Annotated in this window: 16 protein-coding genes; 9 read left to right on the top strand and 7 right to left on the bottom strand. The window is 68.8% G+C overall.

Translation table 11 applies throughout. From position 1 onward, the window contains the following. Positions 1 to 82 precede the first annotated feature (82 nt). On the bottom strand, positions 83 to 1453 hold the full coding sequence (locus ABZX12_RS30335; RefSeq protein ID WP_355698704.1) for a ricin-type beta-trefoil lectin domain protein: 1371 nt from the start codon (positions 1451 to 1453) through the stop codon (positions 83 to 85). Next, entirely contained in the window at positions 1450 to 3327 is a 1878-nt protein-coding gene (locus tag ABZX12_RS30330) for a ricin-type beta-trefoil lectin domain protein (RefSeq protein ID WP_355698702.1), read from the bottom strand. The genes ABZX12_RS30335 and ABZX12_RS30330 overlap by 4 nt, the downstream gene beginning before the upstream one ends. Before the next feature lie 251 nt (positions 3328 to 3578). On the opposite strand from ABZX12_RS30330, the gene ABZX12_RS30325 reads away from it, so the two are divergent. Next, on the top strand, positions 3579 to 4805 hold the full coding sequence (locus tag ABZX12_RS30325) for a family 16 glycosylhydrolase (protein WP_355698700.1): 1227 nt from the start codon (positions 3579 to 3581) through the stop codon (positions 4803 to 4805). On the opposite strand, the gene ABZX12_RS30320 is transcribed toward ABZX12_RS30325, so the two are convergent. Continuing rightward, a complete protein-coding gene (locus ABZX12_RS30320) occupies positions 4802 to 5977 on the bottom strand; it encodes an ROK family transcriptional regulator (RefSeq protein ID WP_355698698.1) in 1176 nt (391 codons plus the stop codon). The two genes, ABZX12_RS30325 and ABZX12_RS30320, sit on opposite strands and share 4 nt — an antisense overlap. A 232-nt stretch (positions 5978 to 6209) precedes the next feature. Between ABZX12_RS30320 and ABZX12_RS30315 the strand changes: the two genes are divergently transcribed. From ABZX12_RS30315 to ABZX12_RS30285, 7 genes are all read left to right on the top strand, one after another. Further along, positions 6210 to 7262: a LacI family DNA-binding transcriptional regulator gene (locus tag ABZX12_RS30315; RefSeq protein ID WP_355698696.1), complete on the top strand. Its 1053-nt coding sequence runs from the start codon at positions 6210 to 6212 to the stop codon at positions 7260 to 7262. Between the two features lie 258 nt (positions 7263 to 7520). After that, a complete protein-coding gene (locus ABZX12_RS30310; RefSeq protein WP_355698695.1) occupies positions 7521 to 9212 on the top strand; it encodes an ABC transporter substrate-binding protein in 1692 nt (563 codons plus the stop codon). A 70-nt stretch (positions 9213 to 9282) separates the two neighbouring features. Further along, complete coding sequence (locus ABZX12_RS30305) at positions 9283 to 10296, top strand: ABC transporter ATP-binding protein (RefSeq protein ID WP_355698693.1); 1014 nt, start codon at positions 9283 to 9285, stop codon at positions 10294 to 10296. After that, positions 10293 to 11273: an ABC transporter permease gene (locus ABZX12_RS30300; protein WP_355476308.1), complete on the top strand. Its 981-nt coding sequence runs from the start codon at positions 10293 to 10295 to the stop codon at positions 11271 to 11273. Before ABZX12_RS30305 ends, ABZX12_RS30300 begins: the two co-directional genes overlap by 4 nt. 2 nt (positions 11274 to 11275) lie before the next feature. Further along, positions 11276 to 12304 (top strand): ABC transporter permease, encoded by a 1029-nt coding sequence (locus ABZX12_RS30295; RefSeq protein WP_355698691.1) that lies wholly within the window; start codon positions 11276 to 11278, stop codon positions 12302 to 12304. Beyond that, entirely contained in the window at positions 12301 to 13299 is a 999-nt protein-coding gene (locus ABZX12_RS30290) for an ABC transporter ATP-binding protein (protein WP_355698689.1), read from the top strand. Before ABZX12_RS30295 ends, ABZX12_RS30290 begins: the two co-directional genes overlap by 4 nt. Before the next feature lie 10 nt (positions 13300 to 13309). Next, complete coding sequence (locus ABZX12_RS30285; RefSeq protein WP_355698687.1) at positions 13310 to 14704, top strand: GH1 family beta-glucosidase; 1395 nt, start codon at positions 13310 to 13312, stop codon at positions 14702 to 14704. 44 nt (positions 14705 to 14748) lie between these two features. Here the strand turns inward: ABZX12_RS30285 and ABZX12_RS30280 are convergent, their stop codons facing one another. Beyond that, positions 14749 to 15207, bottom strand: a complete 459-nt coding sequence (locus ABZX12_RS30280) for a hypothetical protein (RefSeq protein WP_355698685.1) — start codon at positions 15205 to 15207, stop codon at positions 14749 to 14751. 113 nt (positions 15208 to 15320) lie between these two features. On the opposite strand from ABZX12_RS30280, the gene ABZX12_RS30275 reads away from it, so the two are divergent. Further along, a complete protein-coding gene (locus tag ABZX12_RS30275) occupies positions 15321 to 16370 on the top strand; it encodes a hypothetical protein (RefSeq protein WP_355698683.1) in 1050 nt (349 codons plus the stop codon). 11 nt (positions 16371 to 16381) lie between these two features. On the opposite strand, the gene ABZX12_RS30270 is transcribed toward ABZX12_RS30275, so the two are convergent. The 3 genes from ABZX12_RS30270 to ABZX12_RS30260 all read right to left on the bottom strand — a co-directional run bounded on the left by ABZX12_RS30270 (position 16382) and on the right by ABZX12_RS30260 (position 20132). Further along, entirely contained in the window at positions 16382 to 16831 is a 450-nt protein-coding gene (locus tag ABZX12_RS30270) for a hypothetical protein (protein WP_355698681.1), read from the bottom strand. Between the two features lie 10 nt (positions 16832 to 16841). Continuing rightward, on the bottom strand, positions 16842 to 17273 hold the full coding sequence (locus ABZX12_RS30265) for a hypothetical protein (RefSeq protein ID WP_355698679.1): 432 nt from the start codon (positions 17271 to 17273) through the stop codon (positions 16842 to 16844). 162 nt (positions 17274 to 17435) lie between these two features. After that, positions 17436 to 20132 carry a LuxR C-terminal-related transcriptional regulator gene (locus tag ABZX12_RS30260; RefSeq protein ID WP_355698677.1) on the bottom strand — a complete coding sequence of 899 codons (2697 nt, stop codon included), beginning with the start codon at positions 20130 to 20132 and terminating at the stop codon, positions 17436 to 17438. Positions 20133 to 20301: the final 169 nt, after the last annotated feature.

The following is a 20301-nucleotide window of genomic DNA, read 5'->3' as shown; positions in this document are numbered from 1 at the left end:
AGGCCATCACAATCGAAGGCCGGCGGCGAGCGCCCCAGCGGGACGCCTCGCCGCCGGCCAATTGTGATGGCCTGGCGATCCGCTATCCGCGGTAGCGGCCGATCACCTTCGTGAAGTCCCAGGGGTTCTGGGAGATGCCGGAGCAGCTGTCGGCGCTGCCGCCCGTGCACGGGCGGTCGCGGTTGACCGACCAGAACGTGAAGCGGGCCAGGTGGTGCTCGGACGCGTACGACAGCATCGACTCGAAGTCGGACAGGTTGACGCGCTCACCCGCGACGTCGGTGATGCCGTTCATCGAGGAGATGCCGATCTTGCGGTACGCCGCGTCGTCGGTCAGCCCGTACGCCGCCTTCACCTGGTTCTTCAGCCCGTCGGCCGCCTGCCGGGTCAGCGTGCCCATGTTGGTCGACCCGCCGCCGAAGTCGAACGGCATGATCACCCAGCCGTCCAGGTTCAGCCCGGACGCCGCGCCGCGCCGGATCAGGTCCTGACCGTTGCCGTCCGGCCCGGACGTCGTGGTCCCGAAGGTCAGGTACGTCGCGATCCCCGGGTTGTTCTGCTCGACGATCTTCAGCGCGTCGACGACCTTCTGCCGGACGGCGGCCTGGGAGAACTCCTGGTCCTCGATGTCCACGTCGATCGCCTTCAGCGACAGCGCGTTGATCACCTTCTGGTACGCCGCCGCCAGCTCGCTCGCCGTACCGCAGCTCTGTCCCAGCTTGTTGCCGGACCAGCCGCCGACCGAGACCACCACGTCGCCGCCGTTGGAGCGGATCGTGTTGAGCGCCTGCTGGTCCACGCCGCCGGTCAGCGGTCGTGAACCGTCCCACTGCGGGTTGCAGTAGCCGTTCGACAAGATGAAGGCCATCGTGAACCACTTCACCCCCGACGCGTTCATCACGGTCGCCGGGTTCGGCGGGTCACCCCAGCCCTGGTAGAGATACGGCGCGGCCGCCATCGGCGCACCACCCGCCGGCGGAGGTCCGTCGTCGGCCGCCGGGACGTTCCACTTCTGGTTCGCCGCACCGGTACAGCTCCACAGCTGCAGCGGCGTACCGTTCGCGGAGTTGTTGCCGGTGACATCGAGACACTTGTTCGCCTGCGGGTTCACGAGGTCACGCCCGGACGTGTACGTCCACTGCTGCGCGCCGCTGCCGTTGCACGTCCACAGCTGCACCTTGGCGCCGTTCGCCACAGACCCGCCGGACACGTCCAGGCACTTGCCCAGTGCGCGCAGGGTTCCGTCGCTGGAGCGCGTCCACTGCTGTGCGCTCGTACCGTTGCAGTCGTACAGCTGGACCTGCGTGCCGTCGGCACTGTTCGCCGCGGCGACGTCCATGCATTTGCCGGCCAGACCGGTGACAGCACCGGTGGCTGCCTGAGCCGTGACAGCCGGTGCAGCCAGAGTCAGTCCCAGGACGAGCGTCGCGCCCACTGCGAGTAATCGCTTCATGAGATGGTCCACTTCTGGTTGGCCGCACCGGTGCAGCTCCACAGCTGCAGTGGGGTGCCGTTGGCGGAGGTGTTGTCGGTGACGTCGAGACACTTGTTCGCCTGTGGATTCACCAGGTCATTGCCACTTGTGTAGTTCCATTGCTGCGCCCCGCTGCCGTTACACGTCCACAACTGCACCTTGGCGCCGTTGGCCACAGAACCGCCCGAAACGTCCAAGCACTTGCCGAGCGCGCGGAGCGTGCCGTCGCCAGGACGGGACCACTGCTGGGCCGTGGTGCCGTTGCAGTCGTACAGCTGCACCGTCGTACCGTCGGCCGAGTTCGCACCGGCGACGTCGACACACTTGCCGCCCAGGCCGGTGATCTGCCCGCTCGTACCGCCACCGCCGCTCTGCGAGCCCGACCAGGTGAAGGTCGCCGACGTCTTGGTCGGCAGCGTGTAGACGAAGGACTGCGAGCCCCAGTTGACCCGCACGGACTGTGAGCTGCCCGTGGTGTTGAACGCGATCAGCGCCTTGGAGCCGTCGGGGTTCTTCCAGGCCACGTTCTTCACCGAGCTGTTCGCGGTCGAGTCGATCCGCAGCGCACCCGGCTTCACGAACTTGGTCAGGTGGCCCATCGTGTAGTACTCGACCGTCTTGGTGACCTGACCACGCTGGCCGTCGTTGCGGTGCACCGTCACGAGCCCGGTACAGACGTTGCAGCCGGCGCCGACGTACGGCAGGTGGTCCTCGTCGAGCGCGATACCCCACTTGACCCACGACTTGTCCCAGTTGCGGGTGTAGTCGATCAGGTTGTTCATGTCCTCGACCTGCTGGTTCGCGATCCAGGTACCGCCGGAGTGCTCGGTCATGTACGCGTTCACGCCCGGGTACTGGTTGTGCACCTGCGTCTGCAGGTTCACGTCACCGCCGTACCCGTGCCAGGCGATCCCGCCGAAGTTCGGGTGGCTGCGCAGCGCGGCGTCGGCGATCGGGACCGAGCCGAGGTCGTTGTAGTTGCCCCAGTTGTAGTCGAGGATCAGCACCTTGGTGGTGAGACCGGCCGCCTGCAGCGCGGGCATCAGGTTGTTCTTGGTGAACTCGAGCAGGCCGGACCCGTTCCAGTTCATCGACGCGTAGCCGGTGCTGTCGCTGCCGCAGCAGGTCGGCTCGTTCTGCACCGAGATGTAGTCGATGTGGTTGCCCTGCGCCTCGTTCTGCTGCAGGTACTTGACGAAGTACTGCGCGTACATCGGCGCGTACTCCCACTTCAGCCAGCCGCGGTGGACGAAGTCGTTGTTGTCCTTCATCCAGGCCGGCGCGCTCCACGGCGAGCCCATCACCTTCAGCGCCGGGTTGAGCTGCCGCGCCTGCTTGGTCAGCGGTACGACGTCGGCGAGGTCGTGCTGGATGCTGAAGTCGTTCAGGTCGCAGCAGGTGTCGTCGTAGGAGTAGTTGAAGCGGGCGAGGTCGGAGGCGCCCATCGGGTTGCGGACGAACGCGAGACCGATCCCGTTCACCGGGTCGAACAGGTCCCGCATCACCTGGTCGCGGGTCGCGGCCGAGATCACGTTGCTGCTGTTCAGCAGCCAGGCGGAGCTGTCCGCGAACGAGGCGCCGCCGCCCTCGAAGGACTGGTACGTGGTGTTCTCGTTGACCGTGACGGTCTGGTTCGCGGTCCCGCCGGCCGGTCCGAAGTTCACCGGTGTCTGCTGCTGCAGACCGCGGGTCACGTTGCGGCCGGCCGAGTCGTTGGTGGTGGTCAGCCAGATGTTGACCTGTTCGCCGGCGGCGACCGAGCCGACGGCGGGTGGAGCGGTTCCGAAGCCGAGTCCGGCGGCGGCCACGCAGAGCGCGGCGACCACGGCCGGCAAAAGCCGTTTCGCGGGCATGGGGCGGTTCTCCCTTGTGGCGGTATCCCTTTAGATACGGGGAGTGTGGGGCGGTTCGCGTTGTCGGCGTCTGCCCGCGCCGCAACAGCTGGTCAGCATGAGGTAACCATTCGTGCACAGCAGTGTCAACGCCGAAGGCGAGACTTTTTTCAGATCTTTTAATTAGTCTCGGGCTTGACCTGAGAGCGTTCTCACGGCACGCTGCGGGCCAGTCATTGCCCTCATTCAGACGCCCCCGAAATGAGGTACTCATGAAGCGTCCCCGCATGCTCGCGTTCCTCGCAATCGGTGCCGCACTCGCCGGCACCGCCCTCCTCCAGCCCGCGGCCACCGGGCACCAGCAGGCCGCCGCCGCCACGACAGCGACTGTCTGGGAGGACACCTTCGACGGCCCCGCCGGCCAGGCCCCCGACCCCGCCAAGTGGCGGTACGACATCGGCGGCAGCGGCTGGGGCAACAACGAGATGGAGTACTACACCAACAGCACCCGCAACTCCGCGCTGGACGGCAACGGCAACCTGGTGATCACCGCCCGGCAGGAGAACGGCGGCTACCAGTGCCACTACGGCCCGTGCCAGTACACGTCGGCCCGGCTGCTCACCGCGCAGACCTTCACCCAGACGTACGGGCGGTTCGAGGCCCGCATCAAGATCCCCCGCGGACAAGGGATCTGGCCCGCGTTCTGGATGCTCGGCGGCGGCAACTGGCCGAACGACGGCGAGATCGACATCATGGAGAACATCGGCAAGGAGCCGGCCACCGTGCACGGCACGATCCACGGCCCGGGCTACTCCGGCGCCGGCGGGATCGGTGCCGCGTACAACCATCCGAACGGCTGGTCGTTCGCCGACGACTTCCACACCTTCGCGGTGGACTGGGCCCCGGACTCGATCACCTGGTACGTCGACGGCGTGCAGTACCAGCGCCGGACACCGGCCGACCTCGGCGGCAACACCTGGGTCTTCAACCACCCGTTCTTCATGATCCTGAACCTCGCGGTCGGCGGCTACTGGCCGGGCTACCCGGACGGTACGACGGTGTTCCCGCAGACCATGACCGTCGACTACGTCCGCGTCTCCACGCTCGGCAGCTCGGGCGGCGGCGGCTCGCAGATCACCGGCCTGGCCGGCAAGTGCATGGACGTCGCGGCCGCCAACTCCGCCGACGGTACGCCGGTGCAGCTGTACGACTGCAACGGCACGAACGCGCAGACGTGGACGCGCCCCGGTGACGGCACGATCCGCGCGCTCGGCAAGTGCCTCGACGTCAACGCCGGCTCACTCGCCGACGGCGCCAAGGTCCAGCTCTGGACCTGCAACGGAACCGGCGCGCAGAAATGGACCTACACCTCCGGCCACGACCTGGTGAACCCGCAGGCGAACAAGTGCCTCGATGTCACCGGCAACAACTCCGCCAACGGCACACCCCTCCAAACCTGGACCTGCACCGGCGCCGCCAACCAGAAGTGGACCGTCTAACGTACTGCGCCGCCGTCGCGGAGCAGACGTACTACGGGGAGGGTCGCGGCGCCTAGCGCGACGGCGTCGCGGCCCAGTTCGCACAGGACGATGGACACCTGGGCGTAGGGGCGGCGGAGGGCGTGTTTGCCGACCTCCGAACGCAACTCGTCCAGGTGCTTCTCGCCGAGCAGCAGGCCGGCCCAGCCGCCGAGCACGATGCGCTCGGGGTTGACCAGGTTGACCAGGTTCGCGAAGCCCGCGGCCAGATAGCCGATCGTGTCGTCGACGACGGTTGCCGCGAGCTCCGAATCCGACTCCAGGAGCTCGACGAACGCGGTCTCCTCGTCACCGTCGACCACGCCGCCGGCCTGCCGGTACCGGTCCAGGACGCCTTCCGCGCCGACGTAGGTCTCGAGGCAGCCCAAGGCGCCGCAGCGGCACTGGCGGCCGCCGTACACGATCGTCATGTGGCCCCACTCGCCCGCGCTGCTGCGGGCGCCGCGGTAGCTGGAGCCACCGGCCACCAGGGCCGAGCCCGCACCGGAGCCGACCAGGGCCACGACCACGTCGGTCGCGCCGCGGCCCGCGCCGAACCACATCTCGGCCTGGCCGAGCATGTTCGCGCCGTTGTCCACGTGCACCGGTATGTCGGTGCCCTCGGCAAGCATCGCGGCGAGCGGTACGGCGTCCCAGCCGAGCGTCTGCGCGTCGACGATCGCGTTGTCCTCGACGACACCCGAGACCGCGACCCCGAGGCCGAGGATCTGCTCGGGGCGCACTCCCGAGGACGCGACGACGGCCGAAAGCCCTTCCAGGACGTGCTTCACGACCTCTTCGGGCGTCGGCGAGCTGATCGGGTGGTCGGCCCGGGCCAGCACGTTCATGGCCAGATCGAACAGCTCGACGCGGACCCGGGTCTCCCCCACCTCGGCACCCGCGACGTACCGGAAGGTCGGTGCCACCCGCAACAGCACCCGCGGCCGGCCGCCCTCGGACTCGACCGAACCGGCCTCCTCGACGACGCCTTCGGCGATCAGTTCGGCGACCAGGTTGCTCACGCTCGCCGCACTGAGCGAGGTCCGGCCGGTCAGCTCCTGGCGGCTCAGCGGACCGTCACGGTAGATGCTGGTGAGGATCACCGAGCGGTTGGACCGGCGCATGTCCCGCACCGTGGTCCGGCGAACTTCCATACCCCAACCTCACGCTGCGGGGCCCCAGGCGGGCCGCTCGCCCCCGAGTTCATCATGCCGTCCCACCCGACGGAAGAGGCGACTTCTTCCAAGTCGTGAACTAAGCCGCGATTCGTTACCACTCCGTGATTGACGGCCCGTTGCGGTCTCGGCTTTGATCTACGGAACCGCTTCCGAAACCGGTTCCGACCCGTCGGAGCCCGCACCCCGACCGCCCGAGGGGAGAGTCAGCGTGTCCATCACCATCGCCGATGTCGCGGCCCGTGCCGGCGTCAGCAAGACGACCGTGTCACGCGTCCTCAACGGCAAGGGCGAGCTCGACCTGCGGACCGCCGAGCGGGTCCGCCAGGTGATCGCCGAGCTCGGGTACGTGCCGAGCGCCCGCGCGGTCGGCCTGGCCCGCGGCCGGACCCGGATCGTCGGAATGCTGGTCCCGTCGCTCACCTGGCCCTGGATGGGCGAGGTGCTGCAGGGCGCGGTCGACGTGGTCGAGAGCGAGGGCTACGGCCTGCTGCTGTTCACCTTCAACCGGGGTGAGGAATCCATGCAGCAGTTCGCGTCCCAGGTGTCGGCGCAGTCGTTCGACGGCCTGCTGGTGATCGAGCCCGAGGGCACGCTCACCTACATCGAGCAACTCCATGCGCGCGGTCTGCCGGTGGTCCTGATCGACGACCGCGACAAGCGCCCGCAGTTCCCGTCCGTCGCCACCACGAACTACGCCGGCGGCGAGTCCGCCGCGCGGCACCTGCTGGAGCTCGGCCGCCGCCGGCCGCTGGTGATCACCGGCGTCGAGCGTTTCGGCTGCACCCACGAACGCCTGGACGGTTTCCGCGACACCTATGCGGAGGCCGGTATCGAGCTCGACCCGAGACTCGTGTTCGAAGGCGACTTCACCCACGAGAGCGGACGCCGCGGTGTCCAGCACGCACTCGACGAGCGACTCGAGTTCGACGCGATCTTCGCCCACAACGACCTCTCCGCCGGCGGCGCCGTCCAGGCCGTCCGGGAGACCGGGCGGAACGTGCCGAACGACGTGTCGGTGGTCGGGTTCGACGACATCCCGTACGCCGAACACACCGAACCGCCGCTGACCACGGTGCACCAGCCGATGCGCCAGATGGGTCAGACCGCGGCCCGGATGCTGATGGGGTACTTCGGCGGCACGCCGCTGCCCGAGACCCCGCAGGTGCTGCCGACGACGCTGATCGTCCGCAGCTCAACCGCTCCGAAGCGGACCACCACCCCCGCCCCGAAATCCCGCCGCCGCCCCACCCCCGACATCTGATGGGTTGACGTCCGAGTTGCTGGGTTTGCCAGCCGGATCTGGTACGCAACCCCTGCATCTCGGACGTCAACCCATCAAAGGCAACACTCACCGAAGCTCCGGCGGCGGGGCAGCTGCCCCTGTCCCGCCGCCGGAACACCCCTCGATACCGATCCGTTAAGGCGTCCGCTCTTCCCATGAGAGCGTTCTCACGCCACGATGCAGTCGCCCACCCGGCTCAGGGGAGGGCATCCGCCAACAGATGCACAGGAGGAACCGATGCGAGCACGACGGACAGTCGCGCTGGCCCTCACGGGCTTGCTCGCCGCAGCCACGCTGGCTGCTTGTAGTAGCGGGGACGGGAAGTCAGGCAGCTCTGGAAACGGCGGATCGGGCACGGGTGCGACCGTGCTCAACGTCGGGATGCCGAACGGTCCGCAGACCGAGAACCACAACCCGTTCCTCGGCTCCTCCTCGGGCGCCTCGCTGGGCTACCGCTGGATGATCTTCGAGCCGCTGGTGATGATCAACGGGATCAAGCCGACCGAACCCGGCAAGCCCTGGCTGGCGACCGAGTGGAAGTGGGACGCCAACTACACCAAGCTGTCGCTGACGGTCCGCGACGGCGTGAAGTTCTCCGACGGTCAGCCGATGACCGCCGACGACGTGGCGTACTCGTTCCAGATCCGCAAGGACAACGAGGCGCTGAACTCCGACGCGATCCCGTACGGCACCATCACCGCGTCCGGCAACAAGGTCGACCTGACCTTCACCCGGTCGCAGTTCACCAACCAGAACAAGATCCTGACCGTGTTCGTGATCCCGAAGCACCAGTGGTCGACGATCAAGGACCCGAGCCAGGACACCCTGAAGAGCCCGATCGGCACCGGTCCGTACACGGTGAAGTCGTTCACCCCGCAGACCACCACGCTGACGCTGCGCGACTCGTACTGGCAGGACCTGCCGAAGGTCAAGGAGCTGCGGTACACCTCGTACAACGACAACAACGCGCAGACCACCGCGCTGGCCAACGGCGCCTCGGAGTGGAGCTTCGTCTTCGTCCCGAACGTGAAGGCCGTCTACCAGGACAAGGACCCGAAGAACCACAAGCTGTGGTTCCCGGCGAACCTCGGGATCCACGGTCTGTGGATCAACACCACCCGCAAGCCGTTCGACAACCCGGCCCTGCGGCGCGCGATGAACCTGGTGATCAACCGCGACGACATCTTCCAGCAGGGCGAGGCCGGGTACTTCTACCCGAAGGTCGAGTCGATGACCGGCATCCCGACCCCGGCCGGTGAGTCCTTCATCGCGCCGGAGTACAAGGATCTCAAGCACAAGGTGGACGTCGACGCGGCCAAGAAGGAGCTCGCCGACGCCGGCTTCAAGCTCGAGGGCGACGTGCTGAAGGACCCGGCCGGCAAGCCGGTCACGATCACGCTCACCGACCCGGCCGGCTGGTCCGACTACATCACCGACCTGGAGATCATCAAGGACAACCTGTCCACGATCGGGATCAAGGCGACCGTCGACAAGGCCAACCAGGACGCCTGGTTCAAGAACATCGACGAGGGCAACTTCGACGCCGCGATGCACTGGACCAACGGCGGCGCGACGCCGTACGACATCTACCAGAACATCATGGACGGCAAGATCCTGAAGCCGGTCGGCAAGGGCGGCGTGAGCGGCAACTACGGCCGGTTCAACAGCCCGGAGGCGACCAAGGCGCTGGACGAGTACGCCAACGCCGCGGACGACGCGACCCGCACCACCGCGCTGAACACGCTGCAGAAGATCATGGTCGAGCAGATGCCGATCATCCCCACCTCCGCGTCCAACGTCGGCGGTCTCTACAGCACCAAGAACTGGACCGGCTGGCCCGACGAGCAGAACCAGTACGGGCCGGCGCAGCCGACCCAGCAGAACGCTCTGCAGATCATCCTGAACCTGAAGCCGGCCGGCAGCCAGTAACAGCGGTGCACGGCGCCAGGCCTCCGTTCATCGAGCAGTGGCCTGGCGCCGTCGCCTTGAGGAGAGACTGATGACGGTCACCGAGACCGAGGTTGTTCTGGAGGCCGAGGGCCTCACCAAGCATTTCCCGGTACGGCGGGGAATCCGTGATCTGCTGTCCCGCGAGCACAAGGCCGTGCACGCCGTCGACGACGTCCGGTTGACGCTGCGCCGGGGCCGGGTGACCGCGCTGGTCGGCGAGTCCGGGTCGGGCAAGTCGACCGTCGCGCGGCTGCTGGCCCAGTTGTACGGGCGCACCTCCGGTGAGATCCGGCTGCACGGCGAGCCGATCACCGTGCACGGCGGGCGGAAGTTCCGCGCCTACGCGCGCCGGGTGCAGATGATCTTCCAGGACCCGTTCGCGTCCCTGAACCCGACGCACACGGTCCGCTACCACCTGACCCGCTCGCTGCGGATCCACGGCCGCGAAGGCGATCTCGAGCAGAACCTGCGCGACCTCCTGGTGCAGGTCCAGCTCACTCCCCCGGAGCGCTACCTGGACAAGTTCCCGCACGAACTGTCCGGCGGTCAGCGTCAGCGCGTCTCGATCGCCCGCGCCCTCGGCGCGGACCCCGAGGCGCTGCTCGCCGACGAGCCGGTGTCGATGCTCGACGTGTCGATCCGGCTCGGCGTCCTGAACCTGCTGCGGGACCTGAAGGAACGGCTCAACCTGGCCATCCTCTACATCACCCACGACATCGCCTCGGCCCGGTACTTCGCCGACGAGACGCTGGTGATGTACGCCGGGCGCATGGTCGAGGGCGGCGACTCCGAGACCGTCACGCAGAACCCGGCGCACCCGTACACGCGGTTGCTGATCGACAGCGCGCCGGACCCCGATCGGCTCGGCCGGCTGAGCACCCCCGAGGACCAGGCAGGCGGCGAGCCGCCGAGCCTGATCGCGCCGCCCGGCGGCTGCCGGTTCAACCCGCGCTGCGTGCACGCGATGCCCAAGTGCTCGACCGATCTTCCGCCCCGCTTCGAACTGCCGGTCACCGGTCACTGGGCCGCGTGCTGGCTCTACGAAGAAGGGACGGCCAAGTGAAGTTCCTCCTGCAGCGGCTGGCCTTCTACGTCTTCACCGCGTGGGCCGCGCTGACCATCAACTTCTTCATCCCGCGGCTGATCCCGGGCGACCCGGTGACGTCGCTGATCAACAAGTTCCAGGGCCAGATGAGCACCGATGCGATCAACTCGCTCTACGTGCTGTTCGGCCTGGACAAGAACGCGTCGCTCTGGAGCCAGTACGTCGACTACTGGGGCCAGGTGTTCCACGGCGACCTCGGGTTGTCGTTCACGTTCTTCCCGACACCGGTGTCGGAGATCCTCCGGCAGAGTCTGCCGTGGACGATCGCACTGGTCGGTATCACCACGTTCGCCAGCTTCATGATCGGTACGTCGCTCGGCGTGCTGGCCGGCTGGCGGCGCGGGTCGGTGATGGACGGGTTGTTGCCGGTGACGACGTTCCTGTCGTCGATCCCGTACTTCTGGCTCGGTCTCCTGGCGATCACGCTGCTCGCCGGACCGGACAGCTTCTTCCCGTCGTCGGGCGGCTACGAGCCCGGCCTGGTGCCGGGCTGGGGCGGCGAGTTCATCGGCAGCGCGATCCAGCACAGCCTGCTGCCGGCGATCACGATCCTGATCTCGTCGGTGAGCGGCTGGATCCTGACCATGCGGAACATGATGGTCACGGTGTCCTCTGAGGACTACATCACCGTCGCGCACGCCAAGGGCCTGCCCGAGCGCCGGGTGATGGTCAGCTACGCGGCCCGGAACGCCCTGTTGCCGAACGTTTCCGGCTTCGCGCTGTCGCTCGGCTTCATCGTCGGCGGCACGCTGCTGGTGGAGATCGTGTTCTCCTACCCGGGCATCGGCTACAACCTGTTCCAGGCTGTCGGCGCCAAGGACTATCCGCTGATGCAGGGCGTCTTCCTTGTCATCACGTTGTCCGTGCTGGTCGCCAATCTGCTGGCCGACGTCGCCTATCTCCTGCTCGATCCGCGTACCCGGAAGGAGGGCTGACGATGTCCGCACCAGCTACCACCATCACCGCGGTCACGCCCGAGGGCCCTGAGGTCGCTGCCGCGCCCGTGAAGCGCCGCCGGTTGCGCTTCGTCGCGAATCCGAAGGCCGCGACCGGCCTGGTCGTGCTCGCGTTCTTCTGCCTGATCGCGATCATCGGCCCGTGGGTCGCGCCGTACGACCCGTCCGCCCGCAGCAGCGACCTGATCCAGCCGCCGTCCGGCAAGCACTGGTTCGGTACCACGCACCTCGGGCAGGACATCTTCAGCCAGGTGCTCGTCGGCACCCGCGGCGTGATGTTCGTCGGCCTGCTGGCCGGCCTCGTCGCGACCGCGCTGTCGATCCTGATCGGCGTCAGTGCGGGCTTCCTCGGCGGCGCCGCGGACGACAGCCTGTCCGCGCTGTCCAACGTTTTCCTGGTCATTCCGGCGCTCCCGCTGATCATCATCGTCGCGTCCACGATCCCCTCGGCCGGCGACCTGATGGTGGCCCTGGTCATCGGTTTCACGTCCTGGGCCTGGGGCGCCCGGGTGCTACGGGCGCAAACGCTGTCCTTGCGCCGCCGGGACTACGTCGAAGCCGCCCGGGCCACCGGTGAGAGCACCTGGCGGATCATCACCTTCGAGATCATGCCGAACCTGACCGCGATCATCGCCTCCGGTTTCGTCGGCACCGTCATCTTCGCGGTGATGTCCGAGATCACGCTGGCGTTCATCGGGATCTCGACGATCTCCGAGTGGAACTGGGGAACCATCCTGTTCTGGGCGCAGAGCCAGCAGGCGCTGGCCCAGGGCGCGTGGTGGTGGTTCGTCCCGGCCGGCCTGGCGATCGCGGTGCTCGGCACGGCGCTGTCGCTGATCAACTTCGGCATCGACGAGTTCGTCAGCCCCCGGCTGCGCAGCAGCGGCCGGAGCCGGGTGAAGACCAAGGACGGCCACTCGGTGCGGATGCGCGTCGGCTTCACGCCGGTGCTGTCGTCGCAACAGGCGCCGGTGACCCCCGTCGCACGCCGCCGTGAGGAGGTCGCATGAAGACGCCAGTGCTGGAGATCAAGAACTTCCACGTCGACTACGGCCTCGGTGACGAAGCCGTGCAGGCGGTCCGCGACGTGAACCTGACGCTGCACCGCGGCGAGGTCCTCGGCCTGGCCGGCGAGAGCGGCAGCGGGAAGTCGACGCTGGCGTACGGCGTGACCCGGCTGCTGCCGCCGCCCGGCGTGATCAGCGGCGGGTCGGTGGTCTACCACCCGCCGTCGGGCGATTCGTACGACGTGATGGCGCTGTCCGACGCGGAACTGCGCAGATTCCGCTGGGCCGAGACGTCGATCGTGTTCCAGGGCGCGATGAACTCGCTGAACCCGGTGCACAAGGTCTCCACCCAGATGCTCGACGTGATCAAGGCCCACGAGCCGCAGCTGTCCCCGCAGGCCCGGATCGCGCGGGCCCAGGAAATGCTGAAACTCGTCGGGATTTCCGCGGACCGGATGGACGCGTACCCGCACCAGCTGTCCGGCGGTATGCGGCAGCGGGTGATGATCGGGATGGCGCTCGTCCTCGAGCCGCAGGTGGTGATCATGGACGAGCCGACCACCGCGCTCGACGTGGTGATGCAGCGGCAGATCCTCGCGCAGCTGGTCGAACTGCGCGAGCGGCTCGGGTTCTCGGTGCTGTTCATCACCCACGACCTGTCGCTGCTGGTCGAGTTCTCGGACCGGATCGCGATCATGTACGGCGGGCGCATCGTCGAACAAGCCCGCTCCAAGGAGCTCTACACCGACAGCCTGCACCCCTACAGCGAAGGCCTGCTGAAGTCGTTCCCCGCCCTGCGCGGCGAACGGCGCGAGCTCTCCGGGATCCCGGGTTCACCGCCCGATCTGCGCGGCATGCCGTCGGGCTGCTCGTTCCATCCGCGCTGCCCGCAGGCGTTCGAGCGCTGCTCGGCCGAGATCCCGGTTCTGGAGATCCCTTCGGCCCGCAAGGACCCCAACCGATCTGTCGCGTGCTGGCTCCCCGGCCGCACAGCCTAGAAAGGCGATGATGAGCACTACTCCTGAGACCCTCGTCGGAGGGTTCCCGTCCGGGTTCCGGTGGGGTGTCGCCACCTCGGCGTACCAGATCGAGGGTGCGGTGAGCGCGGACGGCCGGACGCCGTCGATCTGGGACACGTTCTGCCGGGTTCCGGGAGCGATCGACAACGGCGACACCGGCGACATCGCCTGCGACCACTACCACCGGATGCCGGCGGATGTGGCGCTGATCAAGGACCTCGGCCTCGACACGTACCGGTTCTCGGTGGCCTGGCCCCGGGTCCAGCCGCGCGGCAAGGGCCCGGTGAACGCGGCCGGGATCGGCTTCTACGACCGGCTGGTCGACGAGTTGCTTGCCCAGGGCATCGACCCGTGGGTGACGCTGTACCACTGGGACCTGCCGCAGGAGCTCGAGGACGCGGGCGGCTGGCCGGTGCGCGACACGGCGTACCGGTTCGCCGAGTACGCGATGCTGGTGTTCGACGCGTTGCAGGACCGGGTGAACACCTGGACCACGCTGAACGAGCCGTGGTGCTCGGCGATGCTCGGCTACGCGTACGGCCTGCACGCCCCGGGCCGGCGCGAGTACCCGGCCGCGATCGCCGCGGTCCACCATCTGCTGCTCGGCCACGGGCTCGCGACCCAGCAGATGCGCGCGGCCGCGCCGCGCAAGCTCGACATCGGGATCACGCTCAACGTCGCGACGGCGTACCCGGCCTCGGACGCCGCACCGGACGTCGACGCGGCGCGGCGGGCGGACGGGATGGGCCGGCGGATCTATCTCGATCCGCTCGTCCACGGGCACTACCCGGCCGACGTGGTCGCGGACCTCGCCCGCGAAGGGGTCGAGCTGCCGATCGAGGACGGCGACCTGGAGATCATCTCGGCGCCGATCGACGTGCTCGGCGTGAACTACTACTTCAGCCAGAAGTTCACCGGGTACGCCGAGGACGGCAGCACCGTCGACGGCAACGGGCTTCCGGTGAGCCGCGAGGTGCCGCTGGGCCGGCCGCGCACCGCGATGGACTGGGAGATCGTCCCCGAGGGATTCACCGACCTGCTGCTCAGCATCGCCCGCGACTACCCCGGCCTGCCGATGGTCATCACCGAGAACGGCTCCGCCTTCGAGGACGTGGCCGACGAGTTCGGGTACGTCGACGACACCGGCCGGACGGCGTACTTCACGTCCCACCTGGGCGCCGTGGCCGACGCGATCGCGCAGGGCGCCGACATCCGCGGCTACCTGGCCTGGTCGTTGCTGGACAACTTCGAATGGGCCTACGGCTACGTCAAGCGCTTCGGCATCGTCCGGGTCGACTACGAAACCCAGACCCGGACGCCGAAACACAGCGCGCTCCATCTGAAACAGCTCGCCGCCCTGCACCGGGCCGGCCGAACGGCGTGACGTGAAGTTCCACGGGCCGGCGTCACCGGCCCGTGGAGCGGCGCCTACTCCTTGATCTCGCGGCCGTGGACGGTCAGCGCCCAGATGATCAGGATGTCCATCAAGATCATGATGCCCGACCAGAACGGGTGCGCGGCCAGGAATCCGACGTTCACGATCGCGCTCGCCATCGCCACCAGGACGCCGACGATCCGGGCCCACAGCTGGCCTGCGAACACCGCGATACCGGCGCCCGCGACGATGGCGCCGCCGATGATGTGCACCCAGCCCCAGACCGTGTAGGAGACCTGCACGGTGAGGTGCGACTTGTCGACCTGGAAGTAGCCGTCCTCGAACAGGGCGACGAACCCCTGGAGCACGTGGAAGATGCCGAGCAGCACCATGATCACGCCGGCGAAGGCGATCCAGCCGACCCAGGCCGACATCGTCGTGGGCTGGACGTGGTACGGCTTCTCCGGCTGAGCCACGTCGGCGGTTTCGTGCGGTCTCGTGGAATGCGACATGGCAGGTCTCCCCTCGACGGAATCCTCGGCTCCAGCCTTCGCCCCGTCGGCCGCGCGTGCCTCATCCGGCGAGGATGAGGCAGGTCAGGCGGGGAGGTGACAGGTTCCTGAGGGTGAGTGAGACGCCACGGCGATCCGGTGCCGACCAGCCCGGGGCCGGCGGACCACGCAGCGTGGGCCGGCTGGTCTGGTGGTGTTGTGCCTGCCTGACGGCCGGGCTCGGGATCCTCTGCATCTTCGCCTGGTGGGGGTGGTCGGCCGCGGTCGTGCTGGTGGCGTTCGGCACGCTGGTGGCGGCCGTCGTCGCGTCGTCCGTCTGGTCGGGCGACGACGTCCAGGGGGCGGGTCGCAAGATTGCCACGACGACTGGCGCCGGCGCCGTCCTCGGCCCCGCCGTAGCCGGCCTGATCGCAGCCCTCGGCTCCGCCGGCCTCCTGATCGCCCTGCTCCTCGCCGTGACAATGCCCTCACTCACCGCCCGCGTACGCGCACGCTGGTTCACACCAGCCCGGCCGGACGAGACACAGCCCCACGAAGCACTGCCCGACGAGACCCAGCCCGGCGAGACACGGCCCCATGAGGCACAGTCCGGCGGCCCGCAGCCGAGCGAGCCCCAGGCGAACGACGCGCAGCCCGGCGAGACGCATCCGGACGAGACACAGCCCGGCGCGCCACTGCCGCACGAGGCACAGTCCGGCGAGATGCAGCCCGGCAAAACCCAGGCGAACGACGCGCAGCCGGACGAGACCCAGCCCGACGACGTACAGCCCGGCGAGCCGCGGCCGAACGACGGGCAGCCCAGCGAGACTCAGCCGAACGACGTACAGCCCGGCGAGGCTCGGCCGAACGACGCGCGGCCGGGCGAGGTGTGGCCGGTGGGGAGTCGGTCGGAGGACGGGCAGGGCGCCGCGGCGCAGCCGGGGGCGGCGGAGCTTGCGCGGCTGGATGACGAGGCGCTTTGTCTGGAGTGGCGCCGGAGCTTCTTCCGGTTGGAGGCTGCTTCGACGGCAGGTGAGCGGCTGGCCGTGGTCCAGGAGCGGCAGCGGTATCTCGACGAGCTGCACCGGCGATCGCCGGACGGACTGGCCGCCTGGTTCGCCTCGGGCGCGCGAGCCTCCGGCGACCCGCTGCCGTACGTCGACGAGACCCGGCGCCGGCCCTGAACCTCCAGGTCCTAGATCTGCGGACCTTGCGCGCTGCTCCAGGGAGCGTCGCCGACGCCGCCCAGGCGGTCCCGGACGTCGGACCACCGCGCGGTGAGGGCCCACAGCACGATCACGTCCAGCGCGATCATCAGCAGCGACCAGACCGGGTAGGCGCCGAACGAGGCGATCTGCGAGACGGCGTGCAGGCAGACCACCACGATCGCGGCGATCCGCGACCAACCGGTGGCGGCGAGCAGGCCGCCGCCGACGGCCATCAGGAGCAGGCCGGAGATCAGCAGGACCCACCCCCAGGCGGTCGTGTTCACGACGACGAAATGCTCCGGTTTCGCGGCCAGCCGGTCGTCGGCGAACCATGCGACGAACGCCTGGAAGACGTTCACCAAGCCGATCACCATCAGCATCGCGCCGGCGAACACGACGAACCCGGACAGCGCCATCCCTTTCCGTTCGGCGGCCATCGGCGTCGACTCAGGCCTTCACGTCGCGACCGTGCACGGCCAGTGCCCAGATCACGAAGACGTCGACGGCGATGACCATGATCGCCCAGAACGGGTAGTACGGGATGAAGGTGAAGTTGGCGAATGCGCTCAGCACCGCCAGGATGATGCCGACCACCCGCGCCCAGGTCTGTCCGGCCATCACCGCGAAGCCGGCCAGCGCCACCAGCGCACCGCCGATCAGGTGGATCCAGCCCCAGGCGGTGGCGTCGAACTGGAACAGGTAGTTGCGGGTGGCGACGTAGAACTCGTTCTCGAAGAGCGCCACCAGGCCGGAGAACGCCTGGAAGGATCCGGCCATGATCATCATGACGCCGGCGAACAGGACGAAACCGACCGCCCAGCTGCTGGCCTCGTGTTCCCCCGCTGCGTCGTAGTGCGATGCTGCTGCCCCTTGGGTCACTGTCGTTCACTCCCTGGCTGTGTCGGGTCATCACGGTCGGAGTCGTCTCCGGCGGCCACAGCGGCCTGTCGGTTCCCCGGCCCGATAGTCGGACGATGCGCCGGGCCGCGCGGACCTGCATCACCCGCTCCGGACGATCTGGTCACGAAACGCCGAGCGGTGTCAGGCCGGGATCAGGCTGAGCGCCCGGGCACGGCGGACGGCCTCGTTGCGCCGTGACACCGCGAGCTTGCGGAGAATGTTGCGGATGTGGGTGCGTACGGTGTTGACCGACACGTACATCTCCAGCGCGATCTCCTCGGTGGTGAGCAGCTCGGACAGGTGACCGAGCACCTCCATTTCCTTCGGCGTGAGCGGCTCGATGATCGGCTCGGCGTCCGCGCGGCCGGGAGCCGGACCGGTGCGGATCCGGACCGTCCTGGTCCGGGGGCCGAGGACGGGCCGGAGCCAGGAGTTCTGGCCGACCAGCTCCGGGTCGGACTCGAGCAGCTGCCGGACGGCCGGGGCCGCCTCCCAGAACGGCCGGCGCAGTTCCTCCGGCCGGGCCAGGCGGACGGCGTCGGCGACCGCGGTCCGGGCGCGGCCGGACTCCCCGCAGTGCAGCTCGTACGCCGCCTCCAGCAGCCGGGCGCCGACCGTGGCCTGCAGCGGCATCTCGTTGCCCTGAGCAAGAATGCGGGAGACCGACGCCGCGACGCCGGTCCAGTTCTCGCGCTGCAGATGCGCCTGACCGAGCACGAGGGTGCCGACGGCGTCGGTGCGGTCGTCCAGCCGCTCGATCATCCGTGCTGCCTCGTCGGGCCACCCCTGGGCGACCTTCAGCTTGGCCGCTTCGACCTGGAGCGGGCGTGCGGGCCAGCCGATGTCGACGCCGGTCCGATCGGCGGCCGCCTCGACCAGGGCCATCGCCTCGTCGAGCGCTCCGCGAGCTTCGAGGAGGCGCGCCTGTACCACGGCCGCGTGGGCTTGCAGGACGGGGTCGTCGCACCCGTCGAACGACCGCATCGCCGCTCTGACGTGGTCGTCGCCGGCCCGGAGCTCGTGACGTTCGATGCTCACGCCGGCGAGGGCGATCTCGGTCGCGGCCGGAGGCCATTCCGCCGCTCCCCCTGCGTACTCGGTGAGGGCCACCGACCGGGCCGCCCAGTCGCGAGCGTCACGCAGTGCGCCCTCGGCGGAGTCGAGCAGAGCGAGGTAGCCGAGGCACGCCGCGGTCAGGTTCTCGTACCCCGGCACCACCGCACCCACCGCGGCGACCAGCGCGGCGCGTGCCCCGGCGATGTCGCCGTCCTGCAGGAGCGCCCGCGCCTTGACGGCCCGGACCAGCAGCGCAAGCTCGGGATGGGCCGCGAGCTTCCACCGGTCCTGCGTGTCGAGCTTCTGCTCGGCCAGACCGGCGAGCAGCGCGGTGCCCGGATCGCCGGTCAGCGACGACGACGCGGTCCGGACGATGTCGGCCGCCAGTTCGACGGCCTGATCGTGGTCCGATTCCGGGGTCAGCGACGTACACGCCCGCTCGAGCTCGTGGGCACACAAGGCGGTGTCACGGTCGGTCAGAGCCAACGCGGCCCTGACCACCCTGGCGGCCGGATCGCCGACATCGGCCGGCATCTTCCGCAGGGTCACGTACACCCCGCAGCTGTCGTCACCGAGCAGGACCGCGCCGATCGCAAGGCTGTCCACGACGTACGCCGCAGCATCGCACCAGGCTCCGGCCTCGGAGGCCAGGCCGACGGCGGCCTCGAGCAAGCCCTGCCGGGCGAACCAGTCGGCCGCCTTCTTCAGCAGTCGTTGCCGTTGCCGCGGCGATTCGTAGGCGAGTTCGGCGCGCAGCAGGTCGCGCAGGAAGGGGTGGTAGCGGTACCAGCCGGGGTGGTCGGGCAGCGGCTCGACGAGTACGTTGCCGGCGGACAGCGACACGAGGGTCTGCCCGGCCGTAGGCCCGCCGAGCTCTTCGATCAGCCCGGGCTGGAGGACGTCCACGACGCTGGTCCGCAGCAGCAGCGACCGAACTTCGTCCGACTGCGTCCGGAGCATCTCGACCGAGAGGTACTGGGCGATGTTGCCGCTGTCGCCGGCGAGCTGGGCCACCGCCTCGTCCGGATCGTCGCTCCGCTCCAGGTACATGCTCGCGAAGCGCAGGCCGACCGCCCAGCCCCGGGTCCGCCGGGTCAGCGCCGTGACGGAGTCGCTGCGCACGCTGATCCGAGACAGGTGGATCAGGCGGGCCGTCTCCGCCTCGGTGAAGGCGAGATCCGCCATCCGGATCTCGGTGATGATCCCTGCCTCGCGGTAGCGCAGCAGCGGGAGCGCGGGATCGACGCGGGTCAGGATCACCACGTGCAGGCGCTGATCGCTGTGTTGCAGCAGGAAGTCGAGGTCACTCGACTGCTCGGCGCCGGCGATCTCGTAGCCGTCCAGCACGAGCGTCACCGGGTGCGGCCGCAAGGCCAGCGCCGTGGCGAGCTCGGTGAGCAACTGGGAGTGGGCGTCCGCGGTGTCGTCACGGGCGCCCGGCAGGACCACGCCCTGCCGGCGAAGGGCTTCCACGACCTCGGCCAGGAACATCGCTGCCGGGATGTCCTGCTCCTCCAGTGTCAGCCAGGCGATGCCCCGCCCGGTCGCTGCCCGCCGGGCCGCAGCCCAGGCGGCAACGAGGGCGGTCTTCCCACTACCGGCCGGAGCGCTGACCAGCGTCAGCGGCAATTCGGCGCCCAGGTCCAAACGCTTGTTGAGGCGCGGCCGGTCGACGTACCGCCGCGGACGTCGCGGGATACCGAACCGAACCGTCGACAACGGATCGACGGCCCCTGCACCTTCGACCACAGCGGACCGCTCGGTTCCGTGCTTCCCCCCCATGAGCCATACCGTGACCCCGCTGGAGTCCGAGGGCATCACCCACAGGGGGTAATGCCGGGCGAATGCGCGTAGCATAGGGCGAGACAGGGCTGGTAATGGGGGCGCGATACAGACCGAGTGCCTCGTCGCGGGGGCGATGTGATCCGGGGCTACTCAAGACCAGCGCTCG

This window comes from Kribbella sp. NPDC003505 (assembly GCF_040610875.1).
Lineage (GTDB): Bacteria > Actinomycetota > Actinomycetes > Propionibacteriales > Kribbellaceae > Kribbella.
This window is presented reverse-complemented; position numbering and strand designations above follow the sequence as displayed.